At 65.5% G+C, this 25,119-nt stretch carries 22 protein-coding genes and 3 tRNA genes; 8 read left to right on the top strand and 17 right to left on the bottom strand.

Annotated elements, in window-relative coordinates; all coding sequences use genetic code 11:
* Positions 1-241: 241 nt before the first annotated feature.
* Positions 242-1,357: an HPP family protein gene (locus AC3WOS_RS26100; protein WP_492719921.1), complete on the top strand. Its 1,116-nt coding sequence runs from the start codon at positions 242-244 to the stop codon at positions 1,355-1,357.
* Positions 1,358-1,455: 98 nt separating this feature from the next.
* Here AC3WOS_RS26100 and AC3WOS_RS26095 read toward each other — a convergent pair whose 3' ends face one another.
* On the bottom strand, positions 1,456-1,752 hold the full coding sequence (locus AC3WOS_RS26095) for a hypothetical protein (RefSeq protein WP_492719919.1): 297 nt from the start codon (positions 1,750-1,752) through the stop codon (positions 1,456-1,458).
* Between the two features lie 420 nt (positions 1,753-2,172).
* Between AC3WOS_RS26095 and AC3WOS_RS26090 the strand changes: the two genes are divergently transcribed.
* Both AC3WOS_RS26090 and AC3WOS_RS26085 read left to right on the top strand, forming a co-directional pair.
* Positions 2,173-4,563, top strand: a complete 2,391-nt coding sequence (locus AC3WOS_RS26090) for a DNA polymerase II (RefSeq protein ID WP_492719918.1) — start codon at positions 2,173-2,175, stop codon at positions 4,561-4,563.
* A 163-nt stretch (positions 4,564-4,726) separates the two neighbouring features.
* Entirely contained in the window at positions 4,727-5,836 is a 1,110-nt protein-coding gene (locus tag AC3WOS_RS26085) for a 6-phosphofructokinase (RefSeq protein WP_492719917.1), read from the top strand.
* 25 nt (positions 5,837-5,861) lie between these two features.
* Here AC3WOS_RS26085 and AC3WOS_RS26080 read toward each other — a convergent pair whose 3' ends face one another.
* The gene (locus AC3WOS_RS26080) at positions 5,862-6,302 is read right to left on the bottom strand and encodes a GNAT family N-acetyltransferase (RefSeq protein WP_492719915.1); all 441 of its coding nucleotides are present in this window, start codon (positions 6,300-6,302) and stop codon (positions 5,862-5,864) included.
* Positions 6,303-6,529: 227 nt separating this feature from the next.
* Between AC3WOS_RS26080 and AC3WOS_RS26075 the strand changes: the two genes are divergently transcribed.
* Entirely contained in the window at positions 6,530-7,162 is a 633-nt protein-coding gene (locus tag AC3WOS_RS26075) for a flavin reductase family protein (protein ID WP_492719913.1), read from the top strand.
* Positions 7,163-7,371: 209 nt separating this feature from the next.
* Positions 7,372-7,716: a hypothetical protein gene (locus tag AC3WOS_RS26070; protein WP_492719912.1), complete on the top strand. Its 345-nt coding sequence runs from the start codon at positions 7,372-7,374 to the stop codon at positions 7,714-7,716.
* Positions 7,717-7,815: 99 nt separating this feature from the next.
* Here the strand turns inward: AC3WOS_RS26070 and AC3WOS_RS26065 are convergent, their stop codons facing one another.
* Complete coding sequence (locus AC3WOS_RS26065) at positions 7,816-8,400, bottom strand: DVUA0089 family protein (protein ID WP_492719910.1); 585 nt, start codon at positions 8,398-8,400, stop codon at positions 7,816-7,818.
* Between the two features lie 119 nt (positions 8,401-8,519).
* Positions 8,520-9,614: a patatin-like phospholipase family protein gene (locus AC3WOS_RS26060; RefSeq protein ID WP_492719908.1), complete on the bottom strand. Its 1,095-nt coding sequence runs from the start codon at positions 9,612-9,614 to the stop codon at positions 8,520-8,522.
* A gap of 351 nt (positions 9,615-9,965) precedes the next feature.
* Here AC3WOS_RS26060 and trhA point away from each other — a divergent pair, with 351 nt between their 5' ends.
* From trhA to AC3WOS_RS26045, 3 genes are all read left to right on the top strand, one after another.
* The gene (gene trhA / locus AC3WOS_RS26055) at positions 9,966-10,583 is read left to right on the top strand and encodes a PAQR family membrane homeostasis protein TrhA (RefSeq protein ID WP_492719906.1); all 618 of its coding nucleotides are present in this window, start codon (positions 9,966-9,968) and stop codon (positions 10,581-10,583) included.
* 39 nt (positions 10,584-10,622) lie between these two features.
* Complete coding sequence (locus AC3WOS_RS26050; RefSeq protein WP_492719904.1) at positions 10,623-11,504, top strand: LysR substrate-binding domain-containing protein; 882 nt, start codon at positions 10,623-10,625, stop codon at positions 11,502-11,504.
* Positions 11,505-11,934: 430 nt separating this feature from the next.
* The gene (locus AC3WOS_RS26045; RefSeq protein WP_492719902.1) at positions 11,935-12,066 is read left to right on the top strand and encodes a LytTR family transcriptional regulator DNA-binding domain-containing protein; all 132 of its coding nucleotides are present in this window, start codon (positions 11,935-11,937) and stop codon (positions 12,064-12,066) included.
* On the opposite strand, the gene AC3WOS_RS26040 is transcribed toward AC3WOS_RS26045, so the two are convergent.
* The 13 genes from AC3WOS_RS26040 to AC3WOS_RS25980 all read right to left on the bottom strand — a co-directional run bounded on the left by AC3WOS_RS26040 (position 12,056) and on the right by AC3WOS_RS25980 (position 25,119).
* Positions 12,056-14,428: a helicase C-terminal domain-containing protein gene (locus tag AC3WOS_RS26040; protein WP_492719900.1), complete on the bottom strand. Its 2,373-nt coding sequence runs from the start codon at positions 14,426-14,428 to the stop codon at positions 12,056-12,058. The genes AC3WOS_RS26045 and AC3WOS_RS26040 overlap by 11 nt on opposite strands.
* The gene (locus AC3WOS_RS26035) at positions 14,425-16,065 is read right to left on the bottom strand and encodes a VRR-NUC domain-containing protein (protein WP_492719898.1); all 1,641 of its coding nucleotides are present in this window, start codon (positions 16,063-16,065) and stop codon (positions 14,425-14,427) included. The genes AC3WOS_RS26040 and AC3WOS_RS26035 overlap by 4 nt, the downstream gene beginning before the upstream one ends.
* Positions 16,066-16,242: 177 nt before the next feature.
* Positions 16,243-16,797: a phasin family protein gene (locus AC3WOS_RS26030; protein ID WP_492719896.1), complete on the bottom strand. Its 555-nt coding sequence runs from the start codon at positions 16,795-16,797 to the stop codon at positions 16,243-16,245.
* Between the two features lie 91 nt (positions 16,798-16,888).
* Positions 16,889-17,116, bottom strand: a complete 228-nt coding sequence (locus AC3WOS_RS26025; protein WP_492719894.1) for a hypothetical protein — start codon at positions 17,114-17,116, stop codon at positions 16,889-16,891.
* Between the two features lie 98 nt (positions 17,117-17,214).
* Positions 17,215-18,330 carry a GGDEF domain-containing protein gene (locus tag AC3WOS_RS26020; RefSeq protein ID WP_492719892.1) on the bottom strand — a complete coding sequence of 372 codons (1,116 nt, stop codon included), beginning with the start codon at positions 18,328-18,330 and terminating at the stop codon, positions 17,215-17,217.
* A gap of 46 nt (positions 18,331-18,376) precedes the next feature.
* Positions 18,377-20,563, bottom strand: coding sequence for an ATP-binding protein (locus AC3WOS_RS26015; protein WP_492719890.1), 2,187 nt, complete (start codon positions 20,561-20,563; stop codon positions 18,377-18,379).
* A gap of 178 nt (positions 20,564-20,741) precedes the next feature.
* Positions 20,742-20,826, bottom strand: a tRNA-Leu gene (locus AC3WOS_RS26010).
* Between the two features lie 185 nt (positions 20,827-21,011).
* Positions 21,012-21,096 (bottom strand) — tRNA-Leu (locus AC3WOS_RS26005).
* Positions 21,097-21,250: 154 nt separating this feature from the next.
* Positions 21,251-21,772: a hypothetical protein gene (locus AC3WOS_RS26000; RefSeq protein WP_492719888.1), complete on the bottom strand. Its 522-nt coding sequence runs from the start codon at positions 21,770-21,772 to the stop codon at positions 21,251-21,253.
* 27 nt (positions 21,773-21,799) lie between these two features.
* Positions 21,800-22,648, bottom strand: a complete 849-nt coding sequence (locus tag AC3WOS_RS25995) for a hypothetical protein (protein ID WP_492719886.1) — start codon at positions 22,646-22,648, stop codon at positions 21,800-21,802.
* A 15-nt stretch (positions 22,649-22,663) separates the two neighbouring features.
* The gene (locus tag AC3WOS_RS25990) at positions 22,664-23,302 is read right to left on the bottom strand and encodes a M15 family metallopeptidase domain-containing protein (RefSeq protein ID WP_492719885.1); all 639 of its coding nucleotides are present in this window, start codon (positions 23,300-23,302) and stop codon (positions 22,664-22,666) included.
* Between the two features lie 57 nt (positions 23,303-23,359).
* Positions 23,360-24,811, bottom strand: coding sequence for a serine hydrolase domain-containing protein (locus tag AC3WOS_RS25985; RefSeq protein WP_492719884.1), 1,452 nt, complete (start codon positions 24,809-24,811; stop codon positions 23,360-23,362).
* Positions 24,812-25,042: 231 nt separating this feature from the next.
* Positions 25,043-25,119 (bottom strand) — tRNA-Leu (locus AC3WOS_RS25980).

Here is a 25,119-nt window from a genome sequence, read left to right as displayed (position 1 = left end):
TCAAACACATTTTTTTGATATGAAATGCCAGAATTTTTCATTGGCCACGGGACACTTGCAAGTGCGACACTCACTGCTCCCGTTCTGGCCGGCTCTCCCGTATCAGGACGGAACAGCGCATCGCCTGCCGGCGTCAACAGCGTCGGATTGTGGCCGGTGGCTATAGCCGCCTGAGCTGAACGCGGTGCGCGCCCGCATCCACGTCGATAGTCCGCTCCTCAGCTCACATAAAGGTTCTGTTGTGTCCCCGGTTAGAAATTGGTTATTCAGATACACCCCCGCCGCCATCCATATCAACAATAAGGAACGACTGCGCAGCTGCCTGGGCGCGCTGCTCGGCATCGCCCTCACGGCCGGCCTGACCCGGCTGGCCGTGGGCGCCAACAGCAGCCTGCCCTTGCTGCTGGCGCCCATGGGCGCCTCGGCCGTGCTGCTGTTTGCGGTGCCGGCCAGCCCGCTGTCCCAGCCCTGGTCCATCCTGGGCGGCAACCTGGTCTCGGCCCTGGTGGGCGTGGCGTGCGTGCGCGCGATCGGCGATTCCATGGTGGCGGCCACGGTGGCCGTGCCGCTCGCGATCGCCGCCATGTTCTACCTGCGCTGCGTGCATCCGCCATCGGGCGCCGTCGCGTTGACGGCCGTGCTGGGCGGGAGCACGGTCCACGGCCTGGGGTACGGCTTCGTGCTGGCGCCGGTCGGCCTCAATTCCGTGGCCCTGCTGGCCAGCGCGCTGGTGTATCACCGCCTGACTGGCCACCGCTATCCGCATCGCGTCGCAGCGGCGGCGCGCCGCACCGGCTTCACGCGGGCCGACCTCGAGGAAGCGCTGGCCCAGCATGGCGAGATGCTCGACGTGGAGGCGGAGGACTTGCAGGCGCTGTTCAACGAAGTGGAGATACGGGCCTATCGCCGGCACATGGAAAACCTGTTCTGCGCCGACGTCATGACAGCGGCGGCGCGCACGGTACGGCCGGAAACGACGGCCGATGCGGCCTGGAGCCTGCTGCGTGAACATCAGATCAAGGCGCTGCCCGTCGTCGACGATGAGCAGCGCGTGATTGGCATCGTCACGCAAACGGACTTTGTCGTGCACGCCCATGCCCATGCCAGCGGCGGGTTGCCGGGCTCGGTTCGGCTGCGGCCACGGGTGCTGGTGCGCGACATCATGAGCGGCGACGTCAAGACGGCCCATCTGCTGCAGCCGATCGCCGAACTGGTGCCCATGTTCGCCAGCTATGGCCACCACCACCTGCCCGTGGTCGATACGGCGAGCCGCCTCAGGGGCATGGTCACCCAGGCCAACCTGGTAGCCGGCCTGTACCAGAAATCGCTGGACCAGATGGTCGTCTGCGCCGCGTAATTGGGCTAGCCACGCGGGAGGCCTTCGGAAGGTGGAATATCTCAATTTCAATTGTTCGACGATAGCTCGTCACCGCAATTTCGATTTCCACATCGCCCTTAAGGTTGAGGTTCTATCCGCTTTCCTTCCGCAGTTACATGAATGTTTTGCGGCGAGAATCCTGCGAAGTGAGCTGCGTAAATTGCCTTCCCTATCGCCCTGAAAAAGCTCGTCCTTTCGGCCTCTATCGACAAAATTGCATCTGGATTATCGGCAAGCACGTGATGAAAAGCAGCGATAAGTTCGTTTCTTTCCTGAAAAGCAATGCCGCCAATTTGGACAGATACATCGTCTTGAATAACGGCGTGCACAAATTCGTTCATTCTCACCTCGCATGTGATTTGCAGTGGCGTCATGGGACATGCTGCTACATTCTTGTTGCATCACGCCCTGATGTCTACTCTCCGGGCCAAGCAATTAATGGTTGGGAATTTTTGAGGTAATTTTTATAATTTTATCTTAAATATAATTCTTAATTGTATAAAATATCGCTGTTGATAAAAGATACTTTTTTGTCTGCGCCTTATCTTTTCGTGGCCGCATGCCGCGGTACATATCTTCCCCGCTCATTGACGACGGCCGACGGCGCTCTGGCATAGTCACCCAGGCCAACCTTGTACCTGGGCTGTACAAGAAGTCGCTGGGTCTGATGATCGCCCGCGCCGCCTGGCGAGGATGATTTTTCGCCGTCAGGTTGGTACGGTGTAAGATGCCGCGCCGGCGTTCTCACCGATGGGTCGCGGCGTCGTTCCAAGTCTGAATAAAGGTAGGCAGGGGTGCAAGAAGAGCAGGGTTTTCTGTTGACCCGGCACTGGCGCGATACGGCAGCCGGTACCGAAGTCGAGTTTTGGCTGGCCACCGACCATGGCCCGCGTCAGCTGCGCCTGCCCGTGCAGCGGGCGGTGGCGTTCGTGCCGGCCGCACAGCGCGCGCAGGCCGAACAGCTGCTGCAGGCCGAACGCGGCTGCGAGCTGCGTCCGCTGGCCCTGAACGACTTCCACGGCCGGCCCGTGCTGGGCCTGTATTGCCGCCAATACCGCCAGTTGCTGAAGGTGGAAAAGCGCTTGCGCGCGCACGGCGTGGACGTGTACGAGGCGGACATCCGGCCGCCGGAACGCTACCTGATGGAGCGCTTCATCACGGCGCCCGTGGCCTTCGGCGGCCAGCCCGGCCCCGATGGCGCCCGCGGCGCCGGACTGCTGCTGGACTGCGGGTTGAAGCCGGCCCCCGGCTACCGTCCCAAGCTGCGCCTGGTGTCGCTCGATATCGAGACGACGGCCCGCGGCGACCTGTACTCCATCGCGCTCGAGGGCTGCGGCCAGCGCCAGGTCTACATGCTGGGGCCACCGAACGGCGATGCGCTGTTGCCCGAATCCCCGCTCGACTTCGCGCTCGACTATTGCGACACCCGGGCCCAGCTGCTCGAACGGCTCAATGCCTGGCTGGCCACCCACGACCCCGATGCCATCATCGGCTGGAACCTGGTGCAGTTCGACCTGCGCGTACTGCGCGAGCACGGCGAGCGCTACCAGGTGCCGCTGCTGTTCGGACGCGACGGCAGCGCCATGGAGTGGCGCGAGCATGGCGGCGGCCAGCAGCATTATTTCGCGGCGGCGGCCGGGCGGCTCATCATCGACGGCATCGAGGCCCTCAAGTCGGCCACCTGGAGCTTCCCCTCGTTCAGCCTGGAGTACGTGGCGCAGACGCTGCTGGGCGAAGGCAAGGATATCGACAACCCCTACCAGCGCATGGCCGAAATCGAGCGCCGCTTCGCCGAGGACAAGCCGGCCCTGGCCCGCTACAACCTGCACGACTGCGAACTGGTCACCCGCATCTTCGCCCACACCGAGCTGCTCACCTTCCTGCTGGAGCGGGCCAGCGTGACGGGCCTGGCGGCCGACCGCAGCGGCGGCTCGGTAGCCGCGTTCGAACACCTGTACCTGCCCATGATGCACCGCCAGGGCTATGTGGCGCCCAACCTGGGCGACGTGGTAGGCGAGAACAGCCCCGGCGGCTTCGTCATGGATTCCCGCTCCGGCCTGTACGATTCCGTGCTGGTGCTCGATTACAAAAGCCTGTACCCGTCCATCATCCGCACCTTCCTGATCGATCCGGTGGGACTGGTGGAAGGCATGTCCGCCCAGCCAGGCGCGGACACCGTGCCCGGTTTTCGCGGCGCCCGCTTTGCGCGCGAGCGCCACTGCCTGCCGGCCATCGTGCGCCAGATCTGGCAGGGCAGGGAGGCGGCCAAGCGCGAGCACAACAAGCCGCTGTCGCAGGCCTTGAAGATCATCATGAACGCCTTCTACGGCGTGCTCGGGTCCAGTGGCTGCCGTTTCTTCGATCCGCGCCTGGCCTCGTCGATCACGCTGCGCGGCCACGAGATCATGCACCGCACGCGCCAGCTGATCGAGGCGCAGGGCTACCAGGTCATCTACGGCGACACCGATTCCACTTTCGTCTGGCTGGGACACGCGCACGACGACGCCCAGGCGGGCCGGATCGGGCGCGCCCTGGTCGGCCACGTCAATCAGTGGTGGGACGAGCACCTGCGGCAGGAGTTCGGCCTCGACAACGCGCTGGAGCTGGAATTCGAAACGCATTACCGGCGCTTCCTGATGCCCACCATCCGCGGCTCGGACCTGGGCAGCAAGAAGCGCTACGCCGGCCTGGTGACGGGCGCCGATGGCAGCGACCAAATGGTCTACAAGGGCCTGGAGACGGTGCGCACGGACTGGACGCCGCTGGCGCAGCAATTCCAGCAGGGCCTGTACGAGCGCATCTTCAAGGGCCAGCCCTACCGCGACTATGTGCGCGACTACGCGCGCCGCACCGCCAGCGGCGAGTACGATCATTTGCTGGTGTACCGCAAGCGCCTGCGCCGCCCGCTGGAAGAGTACCAGCGCAATGTGCCGCCCCACGTGCGGGCCGCCCGCAGCGCCGACGACTACAACCGCCAGCACGGGCGCCCGCTGCAATACCAGCGCGGCGGCTGGATCCGCTACGTGATGACGGTGGCCGGACCGGAGCCGCTGGAGGCGCGGCGCGCGGCGATCGACTACGAACACTACCTGACGCGCCAGCTGCAGCCCGTGGCCGACGCCATCCTGCCTTTCCTCGACGACGACTACACGGCCCTGACCAGCCGCCAGCAAACCCTGTTTTAAGCCGCGGCAACGGCCGGCGCAAAGGCGGGACCGGCGCCGCCGCCGCCGCTGCCGTCGCCCGCCGGCCGCCCGGTTGACGCCGCGCCGGCGGGCGCGGATACTGCGTGGCATCGGCGCCCGGCCGGGCGCGCCAACGCACACTTTTCGTCAGCAGGAGAATGCCATGTCAGCACCGATACGCCGTATCGCCATCAACACGGGCGGCGGCGACGCGCCCGGCCTCAACGCCGTGATCCGCGCCACGGTGCTGGCGGCGCTCGAGCGGGGCTGGGAATGCTACGGCATCCGCGACGGCTACAACGGCATCCTGTGCCCCGAGCGCTATCCCGACGGCGGCGTGCTGCGCCTGACGGCCGAACGCGTGCGCGGCATCGCCCACCTGGGCGGCACCATGCTGGGCACCACCAACCGCGGCAATCCGCTCAGTTTTCCTACCACGCAGGCCGACGGCTCCGTGCGCGAGGTGGACCGCAGCGACGAGCTGCTGGCCTGGTTCGCGCGCGAAGGCATCGATGCGCTGGTGGCCGTGGGCGGCGACGGTTCGCTCACCATCGCCGACGCGCTGGCGCGCAAGGGCTTGCGCGTGGTGGGCGTGCCCAAGACCATAGACAACGATCTGGACCAGACCACCACCACCTTCGGTTTCGACACGGCCGTCGCCTTCGCCACCGAATGCGTGGACCGGCTGCACAGCACGGCCGAGAGCCATCAGCGCGTGATGGTGGTGGAGGTGATGGGGCGTTACGCGGGCTGGATTGCGCTGCACACGGGGATCGCCGGTGGTGCCCACGCCATCTTGCTGCCGGAAATTCCGTACGACCTGGAGCGGGTGGCGGCGACCATCGCCTGCCGCGAACAGGCCGGCCATTGTTATTCGATCGTCGTGGTGGCGGAAGGGGCGCAGGCGGCCGGCGGCGGACGCGACGTGCTGGCGCCGGCCACCGGCGGCCACGTGGAACGCCTGGGCGGGGCCGGCGAGCATGTCGCGCGCGAGCTGCAGGCGCGCACCGGCAAGGACGCGCGGGCCGTGGTGCTGGGCCATTTGCTGCGCGGCGGCAGTCCCAGCGCCTTCGACCGGCTGGCGGCGCTGCGCTTCGGCGCCGCGGCCGTGCGGGCGCTGGCCGCCGGGCAGTCCGGCATCATGGTGTCGCTGGCCTATCCCAACATGCAATACGTGGCCTTGTCGCTGGTGGCCGGGCGCATGAAGGGCGTGCCGCTGGACGGCGACACGGTGCAGACGGCGCGCGACTTGGGCATCTGCCTGGGGGACTGACGATGGTGCGCTGTCGGCGCAATAATCAGGGCAGGAACATCCTGCGCTGGAACGGATTGAGTTCCTTCTTCAGGAACCCGGGCGCGCGCGGATCGGGCGCGAACTGCAGCGCCGCGTAAAAGGTTTCGGTGTCGGCCGCCGCCTGCAGCAACAGACGCCGTATGCCCGCGCCCGCGCAATATTGCTCGATATGTTGCAGAAACCAGCGGCCCACCCCTTGGCCCCGGTGCTTGCTGGCGACGATCAGGTCGGCCACATAGCAGAATTCGGGCGGGGCCAGTTCCAGCCTGGCGATGCCTATCGTGTCCCTGGCCGCCTCCACGCTGACCCACTGCACCCGTCCCAGCGGGTTGGGCTGGGCATGGTCGCCGGGGTCGGTGGCGGGCCAGCCGGCATCGCGGCGCAGCGTGCGCAACAGCTTGGTGGGCGGTTTGGCGAGCGGACGGAAAGTAAGGGCAGGGGACATGGCGGGCCGGTGAAGACGAGGTCAATTGGCCGCCGCGCGCCGGGCGCGCAGGGCCATACGTCCGGCTAGGTTAAGGCACGCACCATTGCCTGACAATCACATATTTGTATTAATTGTTTTCATCTCTGTTTGTGTTGGGCAAACGTGCCGTTTGCGCCCCGTTGGACGGCGGACGTGTGCGAAAATGCGACAAGCCGACCGCACTGTCCCACCTGATGCCATCTCCTATGACGCCCGCCGATTCCATCCATTTCTACCAGCCGTCGCAAGGCCACGGCCTGGCGCACGACCCGTTCAACGCCATCGTCGGCCCCCGTCCCATCGGCTGGATCGCCAGCCGCGGCGCGGCGGGCGGGCTGAACCTGGCGCCCTACAGTTTTTTTAACGCCTTCAACTACACCCCGCCCATCATCGGTTTTGCCAGCATCGGCCGCAAGGATACGCTGCGCAATATCGAGCAGACGGGCGAATTCGTGTGGAACCTGGCCACCCGGCCCCTGGCCGAGGCCATGAACGCGAGCTGCGCGCCGGCCCCGGCCGAGGTCGATGAATTCGTGCTGGCCGGTTTGACGGCGGCGCCGTCGCGCCTGCTGCGCGTGCCGCGCGTGGCGGAAAGCCCGGTGGCCTTCGAATGCCGCAAGACCCAGATCATCCAGCTGCAGGGGGCGGACGGCGGCGCCGTGCCGACCTGGCTGGTGCTGGGCGAGGTGGTGGGCGTGCATATCGCGCGCCAGCTGCTGCCCGGCGGCGTGTACGACACGGCCGCGGCGCGGCCCATCCTGCGCGGCGGCGGCCCGGCCGACTATTTTGAGATAGGCGCCGACGCGCTGTTTCACATGGCGCGCCCGGCCTGGCCTTGAAGCGGGCCGGATCGGCCGGCGAGGCGGGGCTGCTATCTCCTGTGTCAACATCGCCCCCCGCATAGGCGTTAAGGAAGAGCGCTGCCTGTGTTCCATGCTCGTCGAATGTCATTTTGGCAATCTTGCAAGCGAAGAATCCCGTTTTGCCCGATAATGGCCGGGAAAATGATGCAGGCGATCATGTTGTGCAATAGCTATCAGGATAGAAAATGAAGAAGAAGCAATCGGCCTTACTGGTGGCCGGCCTCGTGTGCATGTGTCTGGCCGCCTGCGGCAAGTCGGAGGCGCAGCGTCAGCGGGAGTCGGCCGCAACCTTGACCAGTCTCGGCGAAAAATACGTCAAGGAAAAGATCCTCGAACCGTCATCGGCCCAGTTCCGCAACCAGTTCATTGGCAAGAAGGGCGCACCGTGCGGCGAAGTGAATGCCAAGGATGCGTTCGGCGCCTACATCGGCTTCCAGCGCTACATTTCCGTCGCGCGCGACCTGACCCTGCTGGCCCAGGACGTGGCGCCGGCCGAGTTCGAGGCATCGTGGGCGCAGCTGTGCCGTTGATGCCGGGCGGGATTAACTCATCAAATTAAAGCGGCGCCACCCCCGATTTATCGGCAACGGCGATAAATGGATATGGCGCCGGGCGCCGCGAGCGGAGAATTACGCCTGGTTTTTGCGGCGTGCGACGGCGGCCAGCAGGCCCAGGCCGGCCGCCAGCATGGCGTAGCTTTCCGGTTCCGGCACCGGCGGCGGGGTGGCGCTGTCGACGCCGCTCAGGTGCACGCTCCAGTTCGGATGCATGCCGCAGTGGTTGGCCGGTTCACACCAGTTGGCCAGCGCAATGGGCGTATCGTGGTCGTACTTGAAGCCCTGGCTCAGCAGATTGCCGATAGCAAAGTTGTTGTAGGTGGCGATGGTGAACAGGTAGTTGCCTGCGCTCAGAGTATTGAACGTCAGACCGGAATCAAAGTAAGTCTGGTTGGGGCCAATGCCGGCATTGTCATCGTTCTCACCCACCTTGACGCCATCTTTCCAGACGGCCGTGATCGGATCGAAATTGAAGCCGTCCTTGAACGAATCGGTCCAGACCTTGACGTCGGTGGCATCGTGGGCCAGCGTGAAGGGAATTTCGATCACATCCTTGTGAGTCTGGATGGTACCGCTGAAGCTGAAGTCGGCGGCGTAGGCGGGGGCGGCCGCTGCGGCGGCCAGCAGCGCGCCCAGCAGGAAGTTGATTTTTTTCATGTCTGTATCCCTGATATTAAGTATAACAATGTCAAAAAGACAGTACATTATTCCATTAAATGGAAATTTTGTCATGCTTTTTTGATATCTATACTAGCATCCAGGATGTCACCCCATGGTTAGCCGCCGCGCTTGGCCTCGGTATGGCGGTTGCTGGCACGGAAGGCCGGCAGCGGACCGGCCGGCCGGGTGTACGCTTCCATGCCCCGCTCATAACCGTATTGCCACTGGTCGTTCATATGCTGGACGAAGGTGGCGTAATCGCGCGGCATGACAAGCCGGATGCGGTTGCGGCGCCAGTCCAGTTTCTTCTGCATCTGCTGGCGCGCCAGCACCCGCGACACGTCCGAGGCGTCGATGCGTACGTCGGCCGGGTGGCTGTTGGCGTAGCGCAGGCGTTCGTTGCCGTCCAGGCCCAGCACGGCGCGCCAGGCGGGAATGGCGAAGGCCTGGTCGAACGCTTCCTTGTATTCCATCGCCACATGGCCGGCCAGGCGGCGCGCGATCTCGACCGGGAACAGATCGAGCACGCCGCCGATGTAGTCGTGTCCGGCGTGGTGCTGGCAGCGGAAATACACCATGTCGGCGATCGACAGCCGGGCCGCCACGGCCAGCGGCACGCCGCTGTCGGTCTGCAGTGTGTCGGCCACGGCATGTTCGCCCCAGCGCGGGTCGCTGAGCGGCGAGCGCATGCCCTCGAGCAGGGCCGCTGCGCGCGGACCGCAGAACACGGTCTCGGCGAACAGCTTGCGGGCGCCGCGCGGCTGGCCCACGTCGTCGGGGCCGAACAGCAGCCGGCCGCCGATGATGGCCACGTCCACTTCGGGCGTGCCGGCCTGGGGTGGGAAGGGCAGGGCGGGCGGAATCTCGAACAGGTAGTCGCCAAACAGGTCCGGAACGACGGGCGCCCTGGCCGGCGACAGCTTGCGCCTGGCCGCGCGCAGCAGCGTGCCCGCCATGCCCGTGTGCTGGGCCGACCTGAGCTCGCACCAGAAGCGGTACATGTCGCGCGAAGTGAGCCAGGCGCGCCGGGCCGCGTCGTCGGGCAGCTGGTGGATGATGGTGGCGGCGATCGAGCCGCCGCAGCTGGCCAGCAGCAGGTCGGGCGCACAGCCGGCCTGGCGCGCGGCCGCGTACATGCCGAGGTAGATGCCGAAACGGAAACCGCCGCCGGCCATCACCAGGCAGCGTTGATAGGGGATAGCGTGCGTCATGTGGCGCACCATACCACATCGGGCCCGCGGCACGGGGGCTGCCCGGTTCAGAACGCCCGCTCCAGCGTGAACCGCAGCGTGGCGGCGGCCGGCGTCAGCGTGGTGCCGCGCTGGCTGCAGGTAATAGTCTTTTAATATTATCGATAAAGTTGTAACATTTCTTCTCGCCAACAAAATGCTGTGTTAAGATTGCGTTTTTACCAATGCAACTCTGGTAACGCGACCGCCGGCCAGCAAGGATGAACGCTGGCTTAAAGCTGTGCCAGGTCAAGGCGGCATCGGCTGCTGCGCTATACAATGCAGCAGGCCGCCGCAAGCCTTGCGGCGCCATGTCCGCATCGGAACCAGTTCATGTACTACGGAGAGCGCTTCAACAGCATCACCCACACCGTCGGCGCCGCGCTGGCGGCCATCGGCGGCACGTTGCTGATCGTGCTGGCGGCGCGCAGCGGCGATCCCTGGAAGGTGGTCAGTTTCAGCGTGTATGCCGCGTCGCTGCTGACGCTGTACCTGGCCTCGACGTTGTATCACAGTGTGCGCGGCCCGGCCAAGCAGTGGCTGCGGCGGCTCGACTACTGCGCCATCTACCTGCTGATCGCGGGCAGCTACACGCCCTTTACGTTGGTGAGTTTGCGCGGACCGTGGGGCTGGTGGCTGTTCGGTGCCGTTTGGGCGCTGGCCGTGGTCGGCATCGTGCAGGAGCTGTGGTATGCGCGCGGGGCGCGCGTGCTGTCGCTGCTGATCTATGTGCTGATGGGCTGGCTGGGCGTGATCGGTGCCCGTCCGCTGATCGCGGCGCTGGGCTGGAATGGCTTCCTGTGGCTGGCCGCCGGCGGCCTGCTGTACACGGGCGGCATTGGTTTTTATGCCACCGATCATAAACTGCGCCATGGGCACGGCGTCTGGCATCTGTTCGTCCTCGGCGGCAGCATGTGCCATTATGGTGCCGTGCTGCTGTATGTGGCGTGACGGTGGTTCGTTTCAATGTATTCACCACGCGGGACTATTTTGGATATCCATTCCGACGATTTGAAAACCTTCGTCGCCGTGATCGACAGCGGCACCCTGAGTGCCGCCTCGATCCACCTGGGGCAAACCACCTCCGGCGTCAGCCGCGCGCTGTCGCGCCTCGAAGACAAGCTCTCCACCTCGCTGCTCACGCGCACCACGCGCCGCATGGAGCTGACGGAGGAGGGCCACCTGTTCCTGGACCGGGCACGCAACATCCTGGCCGCCATGGAAGAAGCGGAGGAGGCGATCCGCATCCGCCAGCAAAAGCCGGCCGGCCGCCTGTGCGTCGATGCCGCGTCACCGTTCATGCTCCATTGTGTGGTGCCGCACGTGGCCGAGTTCCGCGCGCTGTATCCGGAGATCCGCCTGCAGTTGAGCAGCAACGACCAGATCGCCGACCTGATCGAGCAGCGTACCGACATCGCGATCCGGGTCGGCGCCGTGACCGACACCACGCTGCATGCCCAGCCGCTCGGCTCCAGCCCGCTGTACTTGCTGGCCAGCCCCGCCTACCTGAACGCCCATGGTATTCCGGCCACGCCGGAAGAGCTGGCCGGCCACGCCTTGCTGGGCTTTGCCCACAACGAGGCGGGCAACCAGTGGCCGCTGCGCCACCCGGGCGGCAACAGCCTGGCCATCACTCCCACCATGACGGCCACCAGTGGCGAGACGCTGCGCCAGCTGGCGCTGGCCGGCCAGGGCATCGCCTGCCTGGCCGACTTCATGACCAGCGCCGATATCGAGGCCGGACGGCTGGTCAAGGTGCTGGTGGGCAGCTACACGGGATACCGGCAGCAGATCCATGCCGTCTACTACCGCAACACCCAGCTGTCGCAACGCATCCGCTGCTTCCTCGAGTTCCTGCAGCAGAAACTGTGACGCCGGCGCGCGCCGATCCGTATGTGCGGGAGCGTACAGTACCCGTACCCTGCGCGGGCCTATGATGGGTTGTCTGATGAGGCGTCCGCTACGGACCGCCATCAACGGGTTGGCCGGGCGCCCCGAGTCCCCGGCACCAACAATAGTGCTGACCATGCGAGGGCATCATGGCACAATCAAACCACCCATCCAAATACCTCGTGCGTGCATACCTGGAGCGCCGATCCCATGACGTCAAACCACCGCCGACGCCGGACGAAATCCGGCGTCAGCTGGGGTGGGGCCTGCGCCTGTGTGCCTGGCCTTATTGCGGCATCGGCCGGTCCTGACTCCTACGCACCATGGCCATGGCGCCGGGCCATCCCGCGGCGCCGTCCACACTCCCCTGCCGCATCGTCATCGGGCCGTTTGCACCGTTCGCCGTTCGTACATGGTCAACATCGCGCGCGTGAGCCGCATCGAGCAGGCCATCCGCGGCAGCCACGTGGCCATCCTGCACGACGGCAGCCGCATTCCCGTCAGCCGCAGCGGCTACCAGAAGCTGCGGGCCGTCATGCAGTAGCGGCCGGCGGCGCGGCCCGTTCGACATGCCACCAGGCCGGCAGCAGGGCCTGGATTTCGGGCCGGCCGAAGCGGTCGTCGATCAGGTACACGGTGCCGCGGTCGGTCTGGGTACGGATCACGCGGCCGGCCGCCTGCACCACCTTCTGGATGCCGGGATACAGGTAGGTGTAATCGTAGCCGGCGCCGAAGGTGGCCTGCATGCGCTCGCGTATCTGCTCGTTGACGGGATTGATCTGCGGCAGGCCCAGCGTGGCGATGAAGGCGCCGATCAGGCGCGCGCCCGGCAAATCCACCCCTTCGCCGAAGGCCCCGCCCAGCACGGCGAAGCCTATGCCCATGCTGTCGTTGGTGAACCGGTCCAGGAACTGCGCCCGCTCCGCCTCGTCCATGCGGCGCGCCTGGCGCCACTGCGGCACGTCCGGGCAGCGTTCGGCGAACAGCGCGGCGGCCTGCTCCATGTAGTCGAAGCTGCTGAAGAAGGCCAGGTAATTGCCGGGCTGGCGCCGGTATTGGCCCTCCATCAGCGCCGCGATGGGCGAGAGCGACTGGCGCCGGTGCTGGTAGCGGGTGGAGATATGGCCGGCCACCTGCACCGACAGCTGCTCGGCCGCGAACGGCGACTCCACGTCAACCCAGGCCGTGGTGGCGGGCATGCCCAGCGTATCGCTGAAGTAGTTCCACGGACTGAGCGTGGCCGAGAACAGGGCGACGGCGTGGGCCGCCTCGAAGCGCGGCTTGAGGAAGGGCGCGGGCACGATGTTGCGGATGCAGAGCAGGGAATTGCTGTGGCTTGCGTTGCGTCCGGCCGGGCCGCTGCGGTCGATGTCGAACAGGGAGTGGCCGCCAAAGGTGTCGGCCAGGCGCGTGAATTGCAGCACGTCGAAGTAGAACGACTGCAGCTCCGGGTCCACATGGCCGGGATGGTCGGCCATGTAGTCCGCGATGGCGCCGGCCGCACCCTGCAGCGCCGCCATGAACTTGTCGGGCAGGGCGGGGTAGGCCTGGTACTCGGCTTCCTGTTCCTTCTCGAGTGCGTTCCACTGGCGGTGGACGCGGTCCAGCGGCTTTTTCAGTTCCTCCGGCGCGACCTTGCGCAAGATCCGCAGGGCCGCGTGTTCCAGTTCGGCTGAGTACATGGCGCGGGCGCGCGACACCATGTTGTGTGCTTCGTCCACCACCACGTTGACCTTCCAGTCGTGCATCTGCGTCAGGCCGTGCAGCATGGCACCGGTGTCGAAATAGTAGTTGTAGTCGCCTACGATGAGATCGGCCCAGCGCGCCATTTCTGTGCCCAGGTAGTAGGGACAGACCTGGTGCGCCAGGCCCACTTCGCGCAGGGCGGCCCGGTCCAGCGTGGCCACTTGCAGCGCGGCGGCGCGGGCGGCGGGCAGGCGGTCGTAGAAGCCGCGCGCCAGCGGGCAGGACTCGCCATGACAGGCCAGCGCCGGATGTTCGCAGGCCGTGCTGCGGGCCGCCAGTTCCAGCGTGCGCAGCGGCAGCAGCGGCGCCGCGCGGCGCAGCACGGCCGCCGCATCGAGCGCCATCTGGCGGCCCGGCGTTTTCGCGGCCAGGAAGAATACCTTGTCCAGCCCATGCTCGGCGCTGGCCTTGAGCATGGGGAACAGGCTGCCCACCGTCTTGCCGATGCCGGTGGGCGCCTGCGCCAGCAGGCAGCAGGCGCGGTTGCTGGCCTTGTACATGGCTTCGGCCAGCTGGCGCTGGCCGGGGCGGAACACGGCATGGGGGAAGGGCATGGCCTTGAGCTGGACGTCGCGCTCGGCGCGGTGCGCCAGTTCCTGTTGCGCCCATTGCAGGAACAGCCTGCACTGCTGCTCGAACCAGGCTTGCAGCGCCGTTGCCGTGTGCTCTTCGTGCAGCACGGTTTCCTTCTGGCTGGCGATGTCGAAATAGACCAGCGCCAGGCGCACCTGCTCCAGTTGCCGTTCGCGGCACAGCAGGTGGCCGTAGATTTTCAGCTGGGCCCAGTGCAGCTGGCGGTGATTGTCCGGCATGCGCGACAGGTCGCCGCGGTAGGTCTTCACTTCCTCCAGCTGGCGGCGGCGCGGGTCGTAGCCGTCGGCGCGGCCGCGCACGTGCAGCGGGCCGTAGTCGCCCGACAGCGGCAGCTCGCGCTCGTAATCGTCGTCGCGGCGGGCGGCCACCAAGGCGTGGCCGGCGATGCCTTCCAGTGCCGTGGGGGCGGGTGTGAAGCGCAGGTCGAGGTCGCCCGCCTTGGCCGTGAATTCGCACAGCGCGCGCACGGCGACGGTGTAGCGGCGCTCGCCGCCTGGCTGCGTCGCGCTGCCGGTCGCCGGCGCGGCTGTTGCGTTGGGTGCGCTCATCGTGTCCCGTGCGCTCATGGTGCCCACTGCAGGTAGCACACGGCCACCGGCATGTCGTGCGCGGCGCAGTAGTCTATCCAGCGCTGCTGGCTGTCCTGCAGGCGGTCGCCGGGGCCCTTGACTTCGATCATGGCGTAGCGCCGCTCCGCCGGCCAGAACTGGATCAGGTCGGGGAAGCCGCTGCGGTTGGCCTTGACGTCCTGCAGGATGCGCTCGAACGCGTGCCGCAGGTGGCGGGGCGGGATGCAGTCCAGCGCCAGTGCCAGCAGCGGTTCGTCGATCGCTTCCCAGAAAACGAACGGCGACTGGATGCCGTATTTGGCGGCGAAGTTGCGCATGATGGTGGCGCGGTAGCTGCCGTCGTCCAGCTGCGCCAGGCAGGCCGCGAACTGGGGCGCGCGGCGGCGCTGGAAGTCGGCGCTGTGCAGGTCGGCCGGGCCGCGGTGGAACGGATGGAAGAAGGCGCCGGGGATGGCGCTGAAGACGGCGTCCCAGCACAACAGGCCGAACAGGGAGTTGATCAGCGCGTTTTCCACGTAGTAGACGGGGGCGTCGTCGCGCGTCAGGTGGTCGCGCACGACCAGCTCCACGTAGCTCGGCTGGTCCGGCGGCGGCAGGCTCAGGTCGATGCGCTCGGGCTGGACGGGCGCGGCGCCGGCAGGCTTGGCGTGGCCCAGGCTGCGCGCCAGGCGCGGCGCCATGCGCAGCAGCTGCAAGCGTTCCGCCTCGCTCTCCGGCTGGGCCCAGGCCGTTTGCAGCAGGGCGTAGGCCGCCTCCGGCCGGCCATCCTTTTCCAGCACGCGGATGGCGCGGGCGCGGGCGCCGGGATAGGCGCAGTCCGCGTACAGCGCATGGGCGGCGGCCCAGTCCTGCTGCTTTTCCAGCTGCTGGGCGATCTGGAACAGCAGGCGGTCGCGCCGGCTGTGCAGCCATTCATTGTCGGGCGCGCAGGGCGGCAGGCCGGCCAGCACCTCGGCCACGTCCTCACCGGCCAGGAAGCGTTCGCGGCACTGGTGCAGCTGCAGGTAGTCGTCGATGTCGCGCCGGGTGCGGAAACCGCGCGCGGCCGGCGAGAACGCCACCTTCTCGTACTGGTAGATGCCCAGGTCCGACAGTACGAACTCGGTCCAGTCCTGGTGGTAATTGCCGAAGAAGATGAGGCGCAGCCGGTCGCACAGGGGCTGGGTGACGATGTGGTAGACCTGGTCGCCCGCGTCCGGATACCAGGCCGAAAAGCGGTGGGCACCCTCGTGGCGGGGGCGCAGCGCGTCCAGCTGTTCCGCCTTGCGCAGCGATTTTTCCTGGGGCGACAGCTGGAACAGGTGGCCGATCTCCGGTTTTTGCAGCAGATCGAACAGCTGGTCCAGCGTCAGCACGGGGTCGGCCGCGATCCAGCCCTGTTCGACCAGCGGGGCGGCGGCGGCCATGGCATTGCCGATTTCCGCGTAGGCCAGCTTGCTGGCGCGAAACAGCTCACCCTTGCGCATCACCATGCGCACGAACAGGGCGCGGGCGGTCTGGGGCAGGGCGGGGAAACCGTGGATGAAGGCGCGTTCGTCGGCCGTCAGCAGGTCGTCGTAGCGTTCGCCTATCCACGCCAGGACCTGATGGAAGTTATCCAGATAGTAAAACGGGTTTTCCAGGACTTTGATCATTGCGGCGGGCGGGACGACGGGATAACTGTATCTATGTACAGTCTATCGTGTCCGGCGCCGCTTGCCCAGCACATTCGGAACAGGACGACACCCAGCGGCAGGGCACAGAAAAATGGGGACGTACCCCATTTTAGGAAAACGGAAGAAATGGGGTACGTCCCCATTATTTCGGGGCGCTTACTTCTTCGCGCCCTTGGCGGGAGCTTGGTCGACGATGGCGGCGGCTTTGGCGATCTGGGCTTCGACCGCTTGCACGGCTTGCTTGGTGGCCGTCGTCACTTGCTCGTAGCCGCTGAAGGCGTTGTCGATGGCGGTCTTGACGATCTGTACCGCGTTCTCGGAACCGGGACGCACATTCTTGGTCACGTCGTAGATCAGTGCGCTCAGGTTGCTCTTGGCTTCGGCCATGTGGGCGTCGGCGGCGCGGGTGAATTCTTCGCGGATCTCGGCGATGATGTCGCCCAGCTGCTGGTTGTAGGCGGCGGCGCCGGCCATGCCGGGCTGTACGTGGGCGGCGGCCAGTTCCATGGCCGCTTTCGGGTCCTGCGCCTGGCTCATGGCCTTGCCGGCGGCCAGGCCGTCTTCCACGTTGGACTTGGCGGTGGCCATGTTGAGCGCCACGACTTGTTCCACCCCTTGCACGGCTTTGTTGGTCAGGGCGTTGAAGGTTTCAAGCTGAAATTCAAACAGGGCTTTGGTGGCGTTGGCAAATTGTTCGGGATTCGTAAACATAGATTCTCCTCGTTGTGATGGGATACAGCTATTGCTTGTTTGAAACCGGTCCTGCGGCATCGCCGGGGCTAACCCGTGTGTTTGCACCTCATTATTTAGCAAGTGATAGCTTTTCGCAACGGCTATCTCGGTAGGGACCGCCAGCCCGCTCCCAGCCCGGGCCCAGCGGCGTCTGCGAACAGACGGTGGTGCCGTCGAGCTTGCTGCGCCATTTGAACCAGGGCGCGGGCGCGGCGCTTAGGGCCGCGCTGGCCAGCAGCAGCGCGGCGGCCAGCATGGCGGCCAGCGGCCGCAGCGAAAACGGCGTCCGCAACCGCAATCGCGGCGCCGGCAGCCGTAACTGTATCGGCAATCCTCGCCATGGCCCTGGTTGCGGCTGGGCAGGGAGCGCGCGGGGTGGATTGGGTATCGCGGAGTTCATGGCAGTTGCAGCGCGCATACCTGGTTGCGGCCGCCTTTCTTGGCCGCGTACAGCAGGTTGTCGGCCGTGGCGATCATCGTCTGCTGGGCGGCGATGCTTTCGGGCTCGGAAAAATCGATACTGGCCACGCCAAAACTGGCCGTGGCCCGTATCGCATGCTCGCCGTGCGGGATGGGGTTGGACGCCAGCGCCTGGCGCAGCCGCTCGGCCAGCTGCACGCCGCCGCGCAAGTCCGTCTCCGGCAGGATCAGGAGAAACTCCTCGCCGCCGTAGCGCACCACGCTGTCGATGCTGTCGCGCGTCATGGCCTGCATCAGGCCGGCAAAGGCCACCAGCACGGCGTCGCCGCCATGGTGGCCGAAGGTGTCGTTGACGCTCTTGAAGTGGTCCAGGTCGCACATGATGACGGTCAGGCTCAGGCCGTAGCGCTGGGCGCGCGACAGTTCCGTCTCCAGCAGCTGGTCGTGCAGGTGGCGCCGGTTGTAGCACCCCGTCAGGGGATCGCGCACGGACAGGTTCTTGAGCACGGTCTGGGCCCGGAATTCCTTGCGCCACAGCAGCTGGTAGCGGCGCGCCGCCATGTAGCCGAACACATTGGCCAGCGTCAGCAGGACGGCCATGGTGACCAGCTCCACTCTGCGCATATTGCCGAGGCGCCAGGCCAGGCCGACGAACGCCACGGTGGCCGTGGCCGCCACGCCCATCGCATACAGCAGCCGGTTGGGGATGTAGATGTAGAGCACGATGATGAGGATGGTCATCGAGATCGCGTGCAGCGAGAACTCGGTCGAGCGCAACGCCGCGATCAGCAGGAAGCCGGCGCAGGCCGCCGCTTCGGTGGCCGTGGCCACGATGCGCGTCATGGCCAGCGAGCGGGGATAGCGGCGCAGCAGCAGCAGGCTGCCCAGCCCCATCCCCACCACCAGCAGGCGGGCGCCGACCAGCAGCGCGCTGTGGGCCGTATAGCCCATCCACATCACGTCCGTGATGGCGAAGGCCAGATAGAAGAAGGCGCAGAACAGGAAGGCGACGCGCAGCTGGGCCTGGGTGTCGGCCAGGTGGTGCCGCTGGAAGCGGCGCTCGGCGTCGGCGCTGCGGAATTCGCTGCGCATGGGCGCCATCTCCAGCGCCAGGGGGGCAGGACGGGACCGCATCGGTTCAGCGGGGCGCCACGGCCGGCAGCAGCAGCGTGAAGCAGGTGCCTTGCCCCTCGGTGCTGGCCGCTTCGATGCGTCCGCCCAGCACGCCGGTGACGATGTTGTGGGTGATGTACAGGCCCAGCCCGCTGCTGCCATGGCCCAGGCGCGTGGTGTAGAACGGGTCGTAGATGCGCGACAGCTGGGCCGGCGCGATGCCCGCGCCGTTGTCGCTCACCGTCAATTCCACTTCGCCGGTGGCCGTGGCGCGGGCCCACAGCGTGATGGTGCCGGCCGTGCGGCCCTCGAAGCCGTGCAGCACGCAGTTTTCGAACAGGTGGGTCAGGGCCTGACCCAGCGGGCCGGGGTAGCTGTCCAGTTCCAGGTTGGGGCCGATGTCTTCGATCACGGTCAGGTCGCAGTCCCTGACGGCCGCCTGCAACGGCAGGATCAGTTCCGTCACCAGCCGGTCGAGCAGGAAGCAGCGCCGCTGCGAGCTGGCCGCGTCGACGGCGATGCGCTTGAAGCTGTCGACCAGGCCGGCTGCGCGCGTGAGGTTGCGCACCACCACCGCGTCCGCTTCGGCCGCCTGCGCCAGGAAGCTTTCCAGCGCCGAGCGGCGCAGCCCGCCTTCGACGTCGTGCTGCAGGGCGCGGGTGCGCTCGCTCATGGTGGTGGCCATCATCAGGCTGTTGCCGATGGGCGTGTTGAGCTCGTGCGCCACGCCGGCCACCAGCGTGCCCAGGGCGGCCAGCTTGTCGCGCCGCACCAGTTCATCCTGGGTCATGCTGAGGTTGTCGAGCGCCGTGCTCAGTTCGTCGTTGGCCATTTCCGCCTGTTCCATGGCCGTTTGCAGTTCGGCCGTGCGGGCCGCCACCATTTCTTCCAGCCGTTCCCGGTGCCGTTCCAGCTCTTCCTCGCGGCGGGTGCGGGCGATGGCGATGCCGGCCAGGTGGGTGGCCACGTTGATCAGGCGCTGGTCGGCCGCGGCCGGCGAGCGCACTTCGCGGTAATACATGGCGAACGAGCCGAGCACCTGGTCCTGGTCGAGCAGGATGGGAATGGACCAGCAGGCCCGCAAGCCATGGGGCGCGGCCAGCTGGCGGTAGGGCGTCCACAACGGATCGTTGCCGATGTCGGACACGATCACCGTCTCCTTGCGGTACATGGCCGTGCCGCAGGAGCCGACGCCGGGGCCGATGGCCACGCCGTCGAGCGCCCGCAGATAATCGGCTGGCAGGCTGGGGCCCGATGCCGGGTACATGCTGCGGCCATCCGGGCGCAGCAGCATGACCGAGCACAGCACGCCGTCCGCTTGCGATTCGATCAGCCGCATCAACTGGTCCAGCGTGGCTTGCAGCGGCGCGCCGCCGGCCACCATTTCCAGCAGCTGGTTCTGGCCTTCGCGCAGCGCCTCGGCGCGCTTGCGCTGGGTGACGTCGACCAGGCGGATATGCATCAGGCGCCGGCCCGGCACGTCCAGCGCCACCATGCGCAATTCGCAGTCGATGGGGCGGCCGGTGCCGTGGCTGAAGCGCGCTTCGAACACGCGGATGTCGCCGGCCGCCACCATGGCCAGCTGGTCGGCCAGGGTATCGGCCGAACTGCGGCCGCCGGGCTGGGCGGGCGGACACAGCGCAAGCAAGCTGGACTGCAGCAACTGCGCTTCGCTGCGCCCCAGCAGCTGGCAGCTGGCGCGGTTGACGTTGAGCAGGCGATTCTGTTCCAGGTCCAGCAGCAGCACGGCGTCGGGCGAGCCGGCCAGCATGGTGTGGTAATTGATTTCAAGCTCGTCCAGCCGCGGCGCGGGGCTGACGGTGGCCTGGCTGCCCACCTGGGCCACGATCTGTTCGGCCAGCGCGTCGGCCTGGAACGGCAACGGCAGGTAGCAGCTGGCGCCGGCGGCGAGGGCCCGCTTGCGCTCGTCCTCGCTGGGCGTGCCCGACAGCAGGTAGACCGGCGGGTGGGCGGCGCCCTGGCTGAGACGCTGGCACAGTTCGAAACTGGCGCTGCCGGCCAGCGTGACGTCGAGCAGCACGAGGGCGATGGCGCCCTGGCCGGCGACGCTCAGGACGCTGTCGCCTTTGTTGACCGATTGCAGCAGCAAGCCGTGCTGGGATAGCAGGCGCTGCAGCGCGGACAGGTCCGGCGCCGAACTGGTGGCGATCAGGATGGTGTGCGCGAGGCCGATCGGGGGCTGCTGGGTCATGGGCTAGGCGGTACGTTGCACGCGAGTAATGCCAGTGTAGTACAAGATGGCGGCCCGCAGTCGGTTTGCGGCAGCGGCGATGTCAAATTAGCCGACGATGGCGTGCGTAGTGTGGTGCGGAAATGAAAAAAGCCGCAGACTGGTGAAAGTCTGCGGCTTTTTCGCGTATCCGGTAGAGTGGTGCCCACGGAGGGACTCGAACCCCCACACCTTGCGGCACATGGACCTGAACCATGCGCGTCTACCAATTCCGCCACGTGGGCACTGAACTGCTTGCTACTCACTGTCGCTGCATGTGCTGCAACAGAGGCACGCATCTTAATGGACACATCGGCGTCCGTCAATAGCGATTTGCCCTGCACGCGCAGAATCGGCGCGCGGGGCGGGCGGGCATGAAAAAAGCCGCAGATCCTTGCAGATCTGCGGCTTTTTCGCGTATCCGGTAGAGTGGTGCCCACGGAGGGACTCGAACCCCCACACCTTGCGGCACATGGACCTGAACCATGCGCGTCTACCAATTCCGCCACGTGGGCACTGTTGTTACTCTTGCTCTGCCGCGTGTTCTGCAGCAGAGGCAGCATAATGAGGCATGCGCGCCGCCGCGTCAAGGGTGGCATTGGTTTTTTTCGGGCGGCTATGTCTTCTTTCGCTGGAAATTGCTGGTCCAGGCCGCCACCGTCCCGCCCATCAATAGCAGCGCCAGGGTTGATGGGAGCGGTAAGCTAGTTGCCCCCCCGGCGGTGTTGGGGCGGCGGCAACCGTGGCCGAATAGGGGGTAAATATGTCATTTGACGTAAATAATAAATTCCCCGCTGCCATAGGATCGCTGTCATATATGCTCACGCTCAATTCGAACAAACCTGCGTTGACAAAGCCGCTCGGTGCGGTGGTGTCCCAGGTCAATTGAAACAGACCCGAACTATCCAGGGCGAAGGCTTCGGTAGCCGTGCTATTGGGGGCGACGACGGGAAAGTCGAACAACGCCAGCGGTGTGCCATGTGTAAATAGATCGCTGTTGATGGCCGTCGGCACCAAGTAGTCACTGGAGCGATTTGTAATGGAGTAGCCCCAGCCGATGCTCGTCCTGGCCGGACCGGAAAGTGCTCCGTCAGCCGGCAATAGACTGAAGCTGAATAATGGGGCCGCTTGCGCCAAGTTCAGGTAGAGCGCGGCACAGCAGGCAGCGAAGATGTAGCGAAGGTTGGACATGTCTGGTTCCTCTAGATGTGGTTCGGATCAATTCTTGGGATAAAAGACTTGGGCCGACGAAAAGGCTAGACTGGTGCCGTCGGCTGTGTTCAGTGTGCCGCTCTCAGCGATTGAAAATTTGCTTACGGTCGATGGCACGTTCAGGGTGATCAGCAGAGTTGTGGTGGCGCCCGCACCAAGGTCGCCTAACGTTGCCGGGAGGGTGGGCGTGGCGATGTTAATGATGCCACTGCCTGCCAGGGTACGGCAGGTCAGACGTGTTAAGCTGACGTGCTGAGCTGTGCCACCGCCCGTGTTGTTCAACTGTAGCGACAGTTGCCATTTTCCGGGCGAAAGTTGATTAGCGCTTGCCAGCTTGGCGACCAGGCGCGGACTCCCGTCTGTTTGCACTTGGCCGGAGGCGGCGGTGGCGTCGCCAAATATTGCCGTCCAGTGCGCATTCAGGTATTGCGCGTTGGGCTGTGCCACGATAATCCCAAATCCGGCATCAACCTGACCCGGCTGGATGTCTGACTGACCGTCGTTACGCCATTCGATTTCAACAAAAGGACTCTCTTCCGTCGTGACGACAGTTGGCTGCCAGCCAGCAGGGGAGGCGATGCTACCATCAGGAATGGTCCCATCGTTTGACCAACCCAGTGGATAGGTGCTGAGTTCCGACGTGCCATGGTAATAATCTGCGCCAATTGCGAGCGCGACTATAGGGTGGTTGCTGTTGTTCTTCACCTTATAAAGATATTGGACTGTGCCGTCTTGGCGTAGTCGTTGGCTGGCCAAGACGGTAACTTGCGCCTGTCCGCCTTGTGCCTGCGACAGGCTTGACCACAATATGCTCAATAATAGAGCGACCGGCAAGAAGAAGTTCGTTCGTTTCATGATGAGCTCGCTCGCTTATTGGTGTATATAGTGGACCGGGTCCGTGATTGGAAGTGGCCTTCTCAGTTCACATTCTTCGGCAAGGGGCTGTAGTCGGTCCGGTGGTAGTGATGATGTTATGTCGGCTGCGGCGCCAGTCGTATGAGGCCCGTTGGCGGCGGCAGGCCTTTGCGACGCGAGTAGGCCGTGGCGTATGAATTCGCTGTGAATCGCATCTTTTAGCTCTTGGCATTCCGCCTCTCGCTTATCCCTCAATAGTCTCCATTTGTCCCACACTTCCCGTAAATGTTCCTGGTAGCTGGGTGGCCGGTAGGCGGACGTGATGGTAATTGTGCCATGTTCGTTGGTGGCGGCAGTGTTGAGGCAATCTAGCCCCGTGCGCATATTTTCCTGTAAGTGTTCGATATCGACCGTATCGCCGTTTTCGAATCGGATAGCCGCCAGATCGGTGAGCGGCGCCAACGGAGCGACAGAGCAGGTACTCAGATTAAAGCCAATAACTTGTCCTTGTGTTTGGTCGCCCCAGCCATCCTGTCGCACAGAGAAAATAAAGGTGATATGTTGATTTCGCCATTGATTTAATGGTACGGAAATTGGAATGTGGGGGCTATCAAAGTAAGTGCCATAGTCGGGACGAATGGTGTGAGGAATCATGCCGAACTTGGCTGATTGAAACCCCGGAAATCGAGGACTGTCCAAAGTAACTTTGGGCTAGTTGAAATACATGGCGCTGACATACATGGCGCTGACCTTGCCCGTGGCGTCGAGCTGGAGCAGCAGCAGGGCGCTGTCGGTGTGCGACTTGAGCAGGTAGCGGTAGGTGGTCACGCCGTTATTGCTGGTGCTGTCGACCAGGCCGAACCGTTCCAGCGGGCCGAAACCGGCTGCCGCGCCGGCATAGGTGGCGAAAGCGCCGCCGGCCAGGCGGGCCGCTTCCTCGCCCGTGTAGCGTTGCGGATGGAAGGTGTTGGCCAGGACATCGTCGATCAGGCTGCGCGCCAGCGCGCCCACCTGCGGCTGCGGGTCCGGCACGGTCTGCCACGCCAGCGCGGGATTGATACGGGCCACGATGCCGGCCGCGATACGCTCGGGCAGGGCGTCGCCCAGGTTGCTGAGCACGATCACGGTCAAGCCTTCCAGGTAATGGCGCTCGAACTGGGTGTGGAAGCCTTGCGTATGGCCGTTGTGCCACACGTAGGGATGATGGTTGATGCTATCGAGCTCCCAGCCGGTGCCATAAGTCACGGTGCTGCCGTCGTTCAGGATGGCGGGCGCCCACATGGCGTCGCGCGACTGGCGGCTGAGGATGCGCTCGCCGTACAGGGCCGCGTCCCACTTGGCCAGGTCGGGCGCGCTCATGCGCAGGCCGCCTTCGGCCCCATCATCGCCGGGCAGCAGGGTGTTGTCGGGCAGCCAGCCATTGTCCCAGTCGTAGCCCGACGCTTCCGTGCCCGGCGTGGACGGGGCTGTGACGAGGGCGGCCGTGCGCATGCCCAGCGGGGTAAAGATGCGCTGCTGCAGGAAGTCGAAATAGGAGCGGCCGCTGACCTTTTCGATCACCAGGCCCACCAGGAAGTAGCCCAGGTTGCTGTAGCTGTGGACCTGGCCCGGCGGCGCGGCCAGCGGGATGGTGCCCATCAGGCTCACCAGTTCATCGAGCGTGTAGTCGTGCTGCGGGTCGTACACCGATGCCAGCGCATCCTGGTAGTCGCGCGGGAAGCCGGCCGTGTGGTGCAGCAGCTGGCGCACGGTGATGTCCTTCCAGCTGGCCGGCGCCGTGGGGAACAGTTGCGCGATGTGCTGGTCCAGCGACAGCTTGCCGTCCTGTACCAGCAGCATGATGCCGGCCGCGGCGAACTGCTTGGTCACCGAGCCGATGTGGTAGATGGTGTCCGCGCCGGCGGCCTGGTGCTGCTCGACGTTGGCCAGGCCGTAACCTTTCTGCAGGATGGGCGTGCCGTTGCTGGCCACCAGCAGCGTCAGGCCGGGGATGTGCTGTCTGTTCATCTGGTCCTGGACGTAGCTGTCGATGTCGGCCGCCGTGGTGCTGCTGATGACGGTGGTGGCCGCCGTCACTTCCGGCGGCGGCATGGATTGCTCGTTGGAGCCGCAGGCGCACAGCACGGTGGCCAGTGCGGCGGCGGTGATGCATTGCTTGATCATGGTGGGGCCTCTTGCCGGTGGTGCCGATGCCGCGGTTGGGATCGGCCTGGCCGGCAGTGTCATCCCCGCTTGCTGTATTTGCAACGGCGGGCTGCGAAGGGGCGTGCGGTGGCACTGGCGGTATCGCGGCGCGACACCGGGCATGCGAGGGGCGTGCGGGGATAACGGAAGGGGCAATGAAAAAAGCCGCAGACTCGTGAAAGTCTGCGGCTTTTTCCTGTATCCGGTAGATGGTGCCCACGGAGGGACTCGAACCCCCACACCTTGCGGCACATGGACCTGAACCATGCGCGTCTACCAATTCCGCC

The organism is Rugamonas sp. FW305-51 (assembly GCF_058786935.1).
The sequence above is the reverse complement of the archived record's forward strand: the minus strand, read 5'-3'. Positions and strand labels throughout refer to the sequence as shown.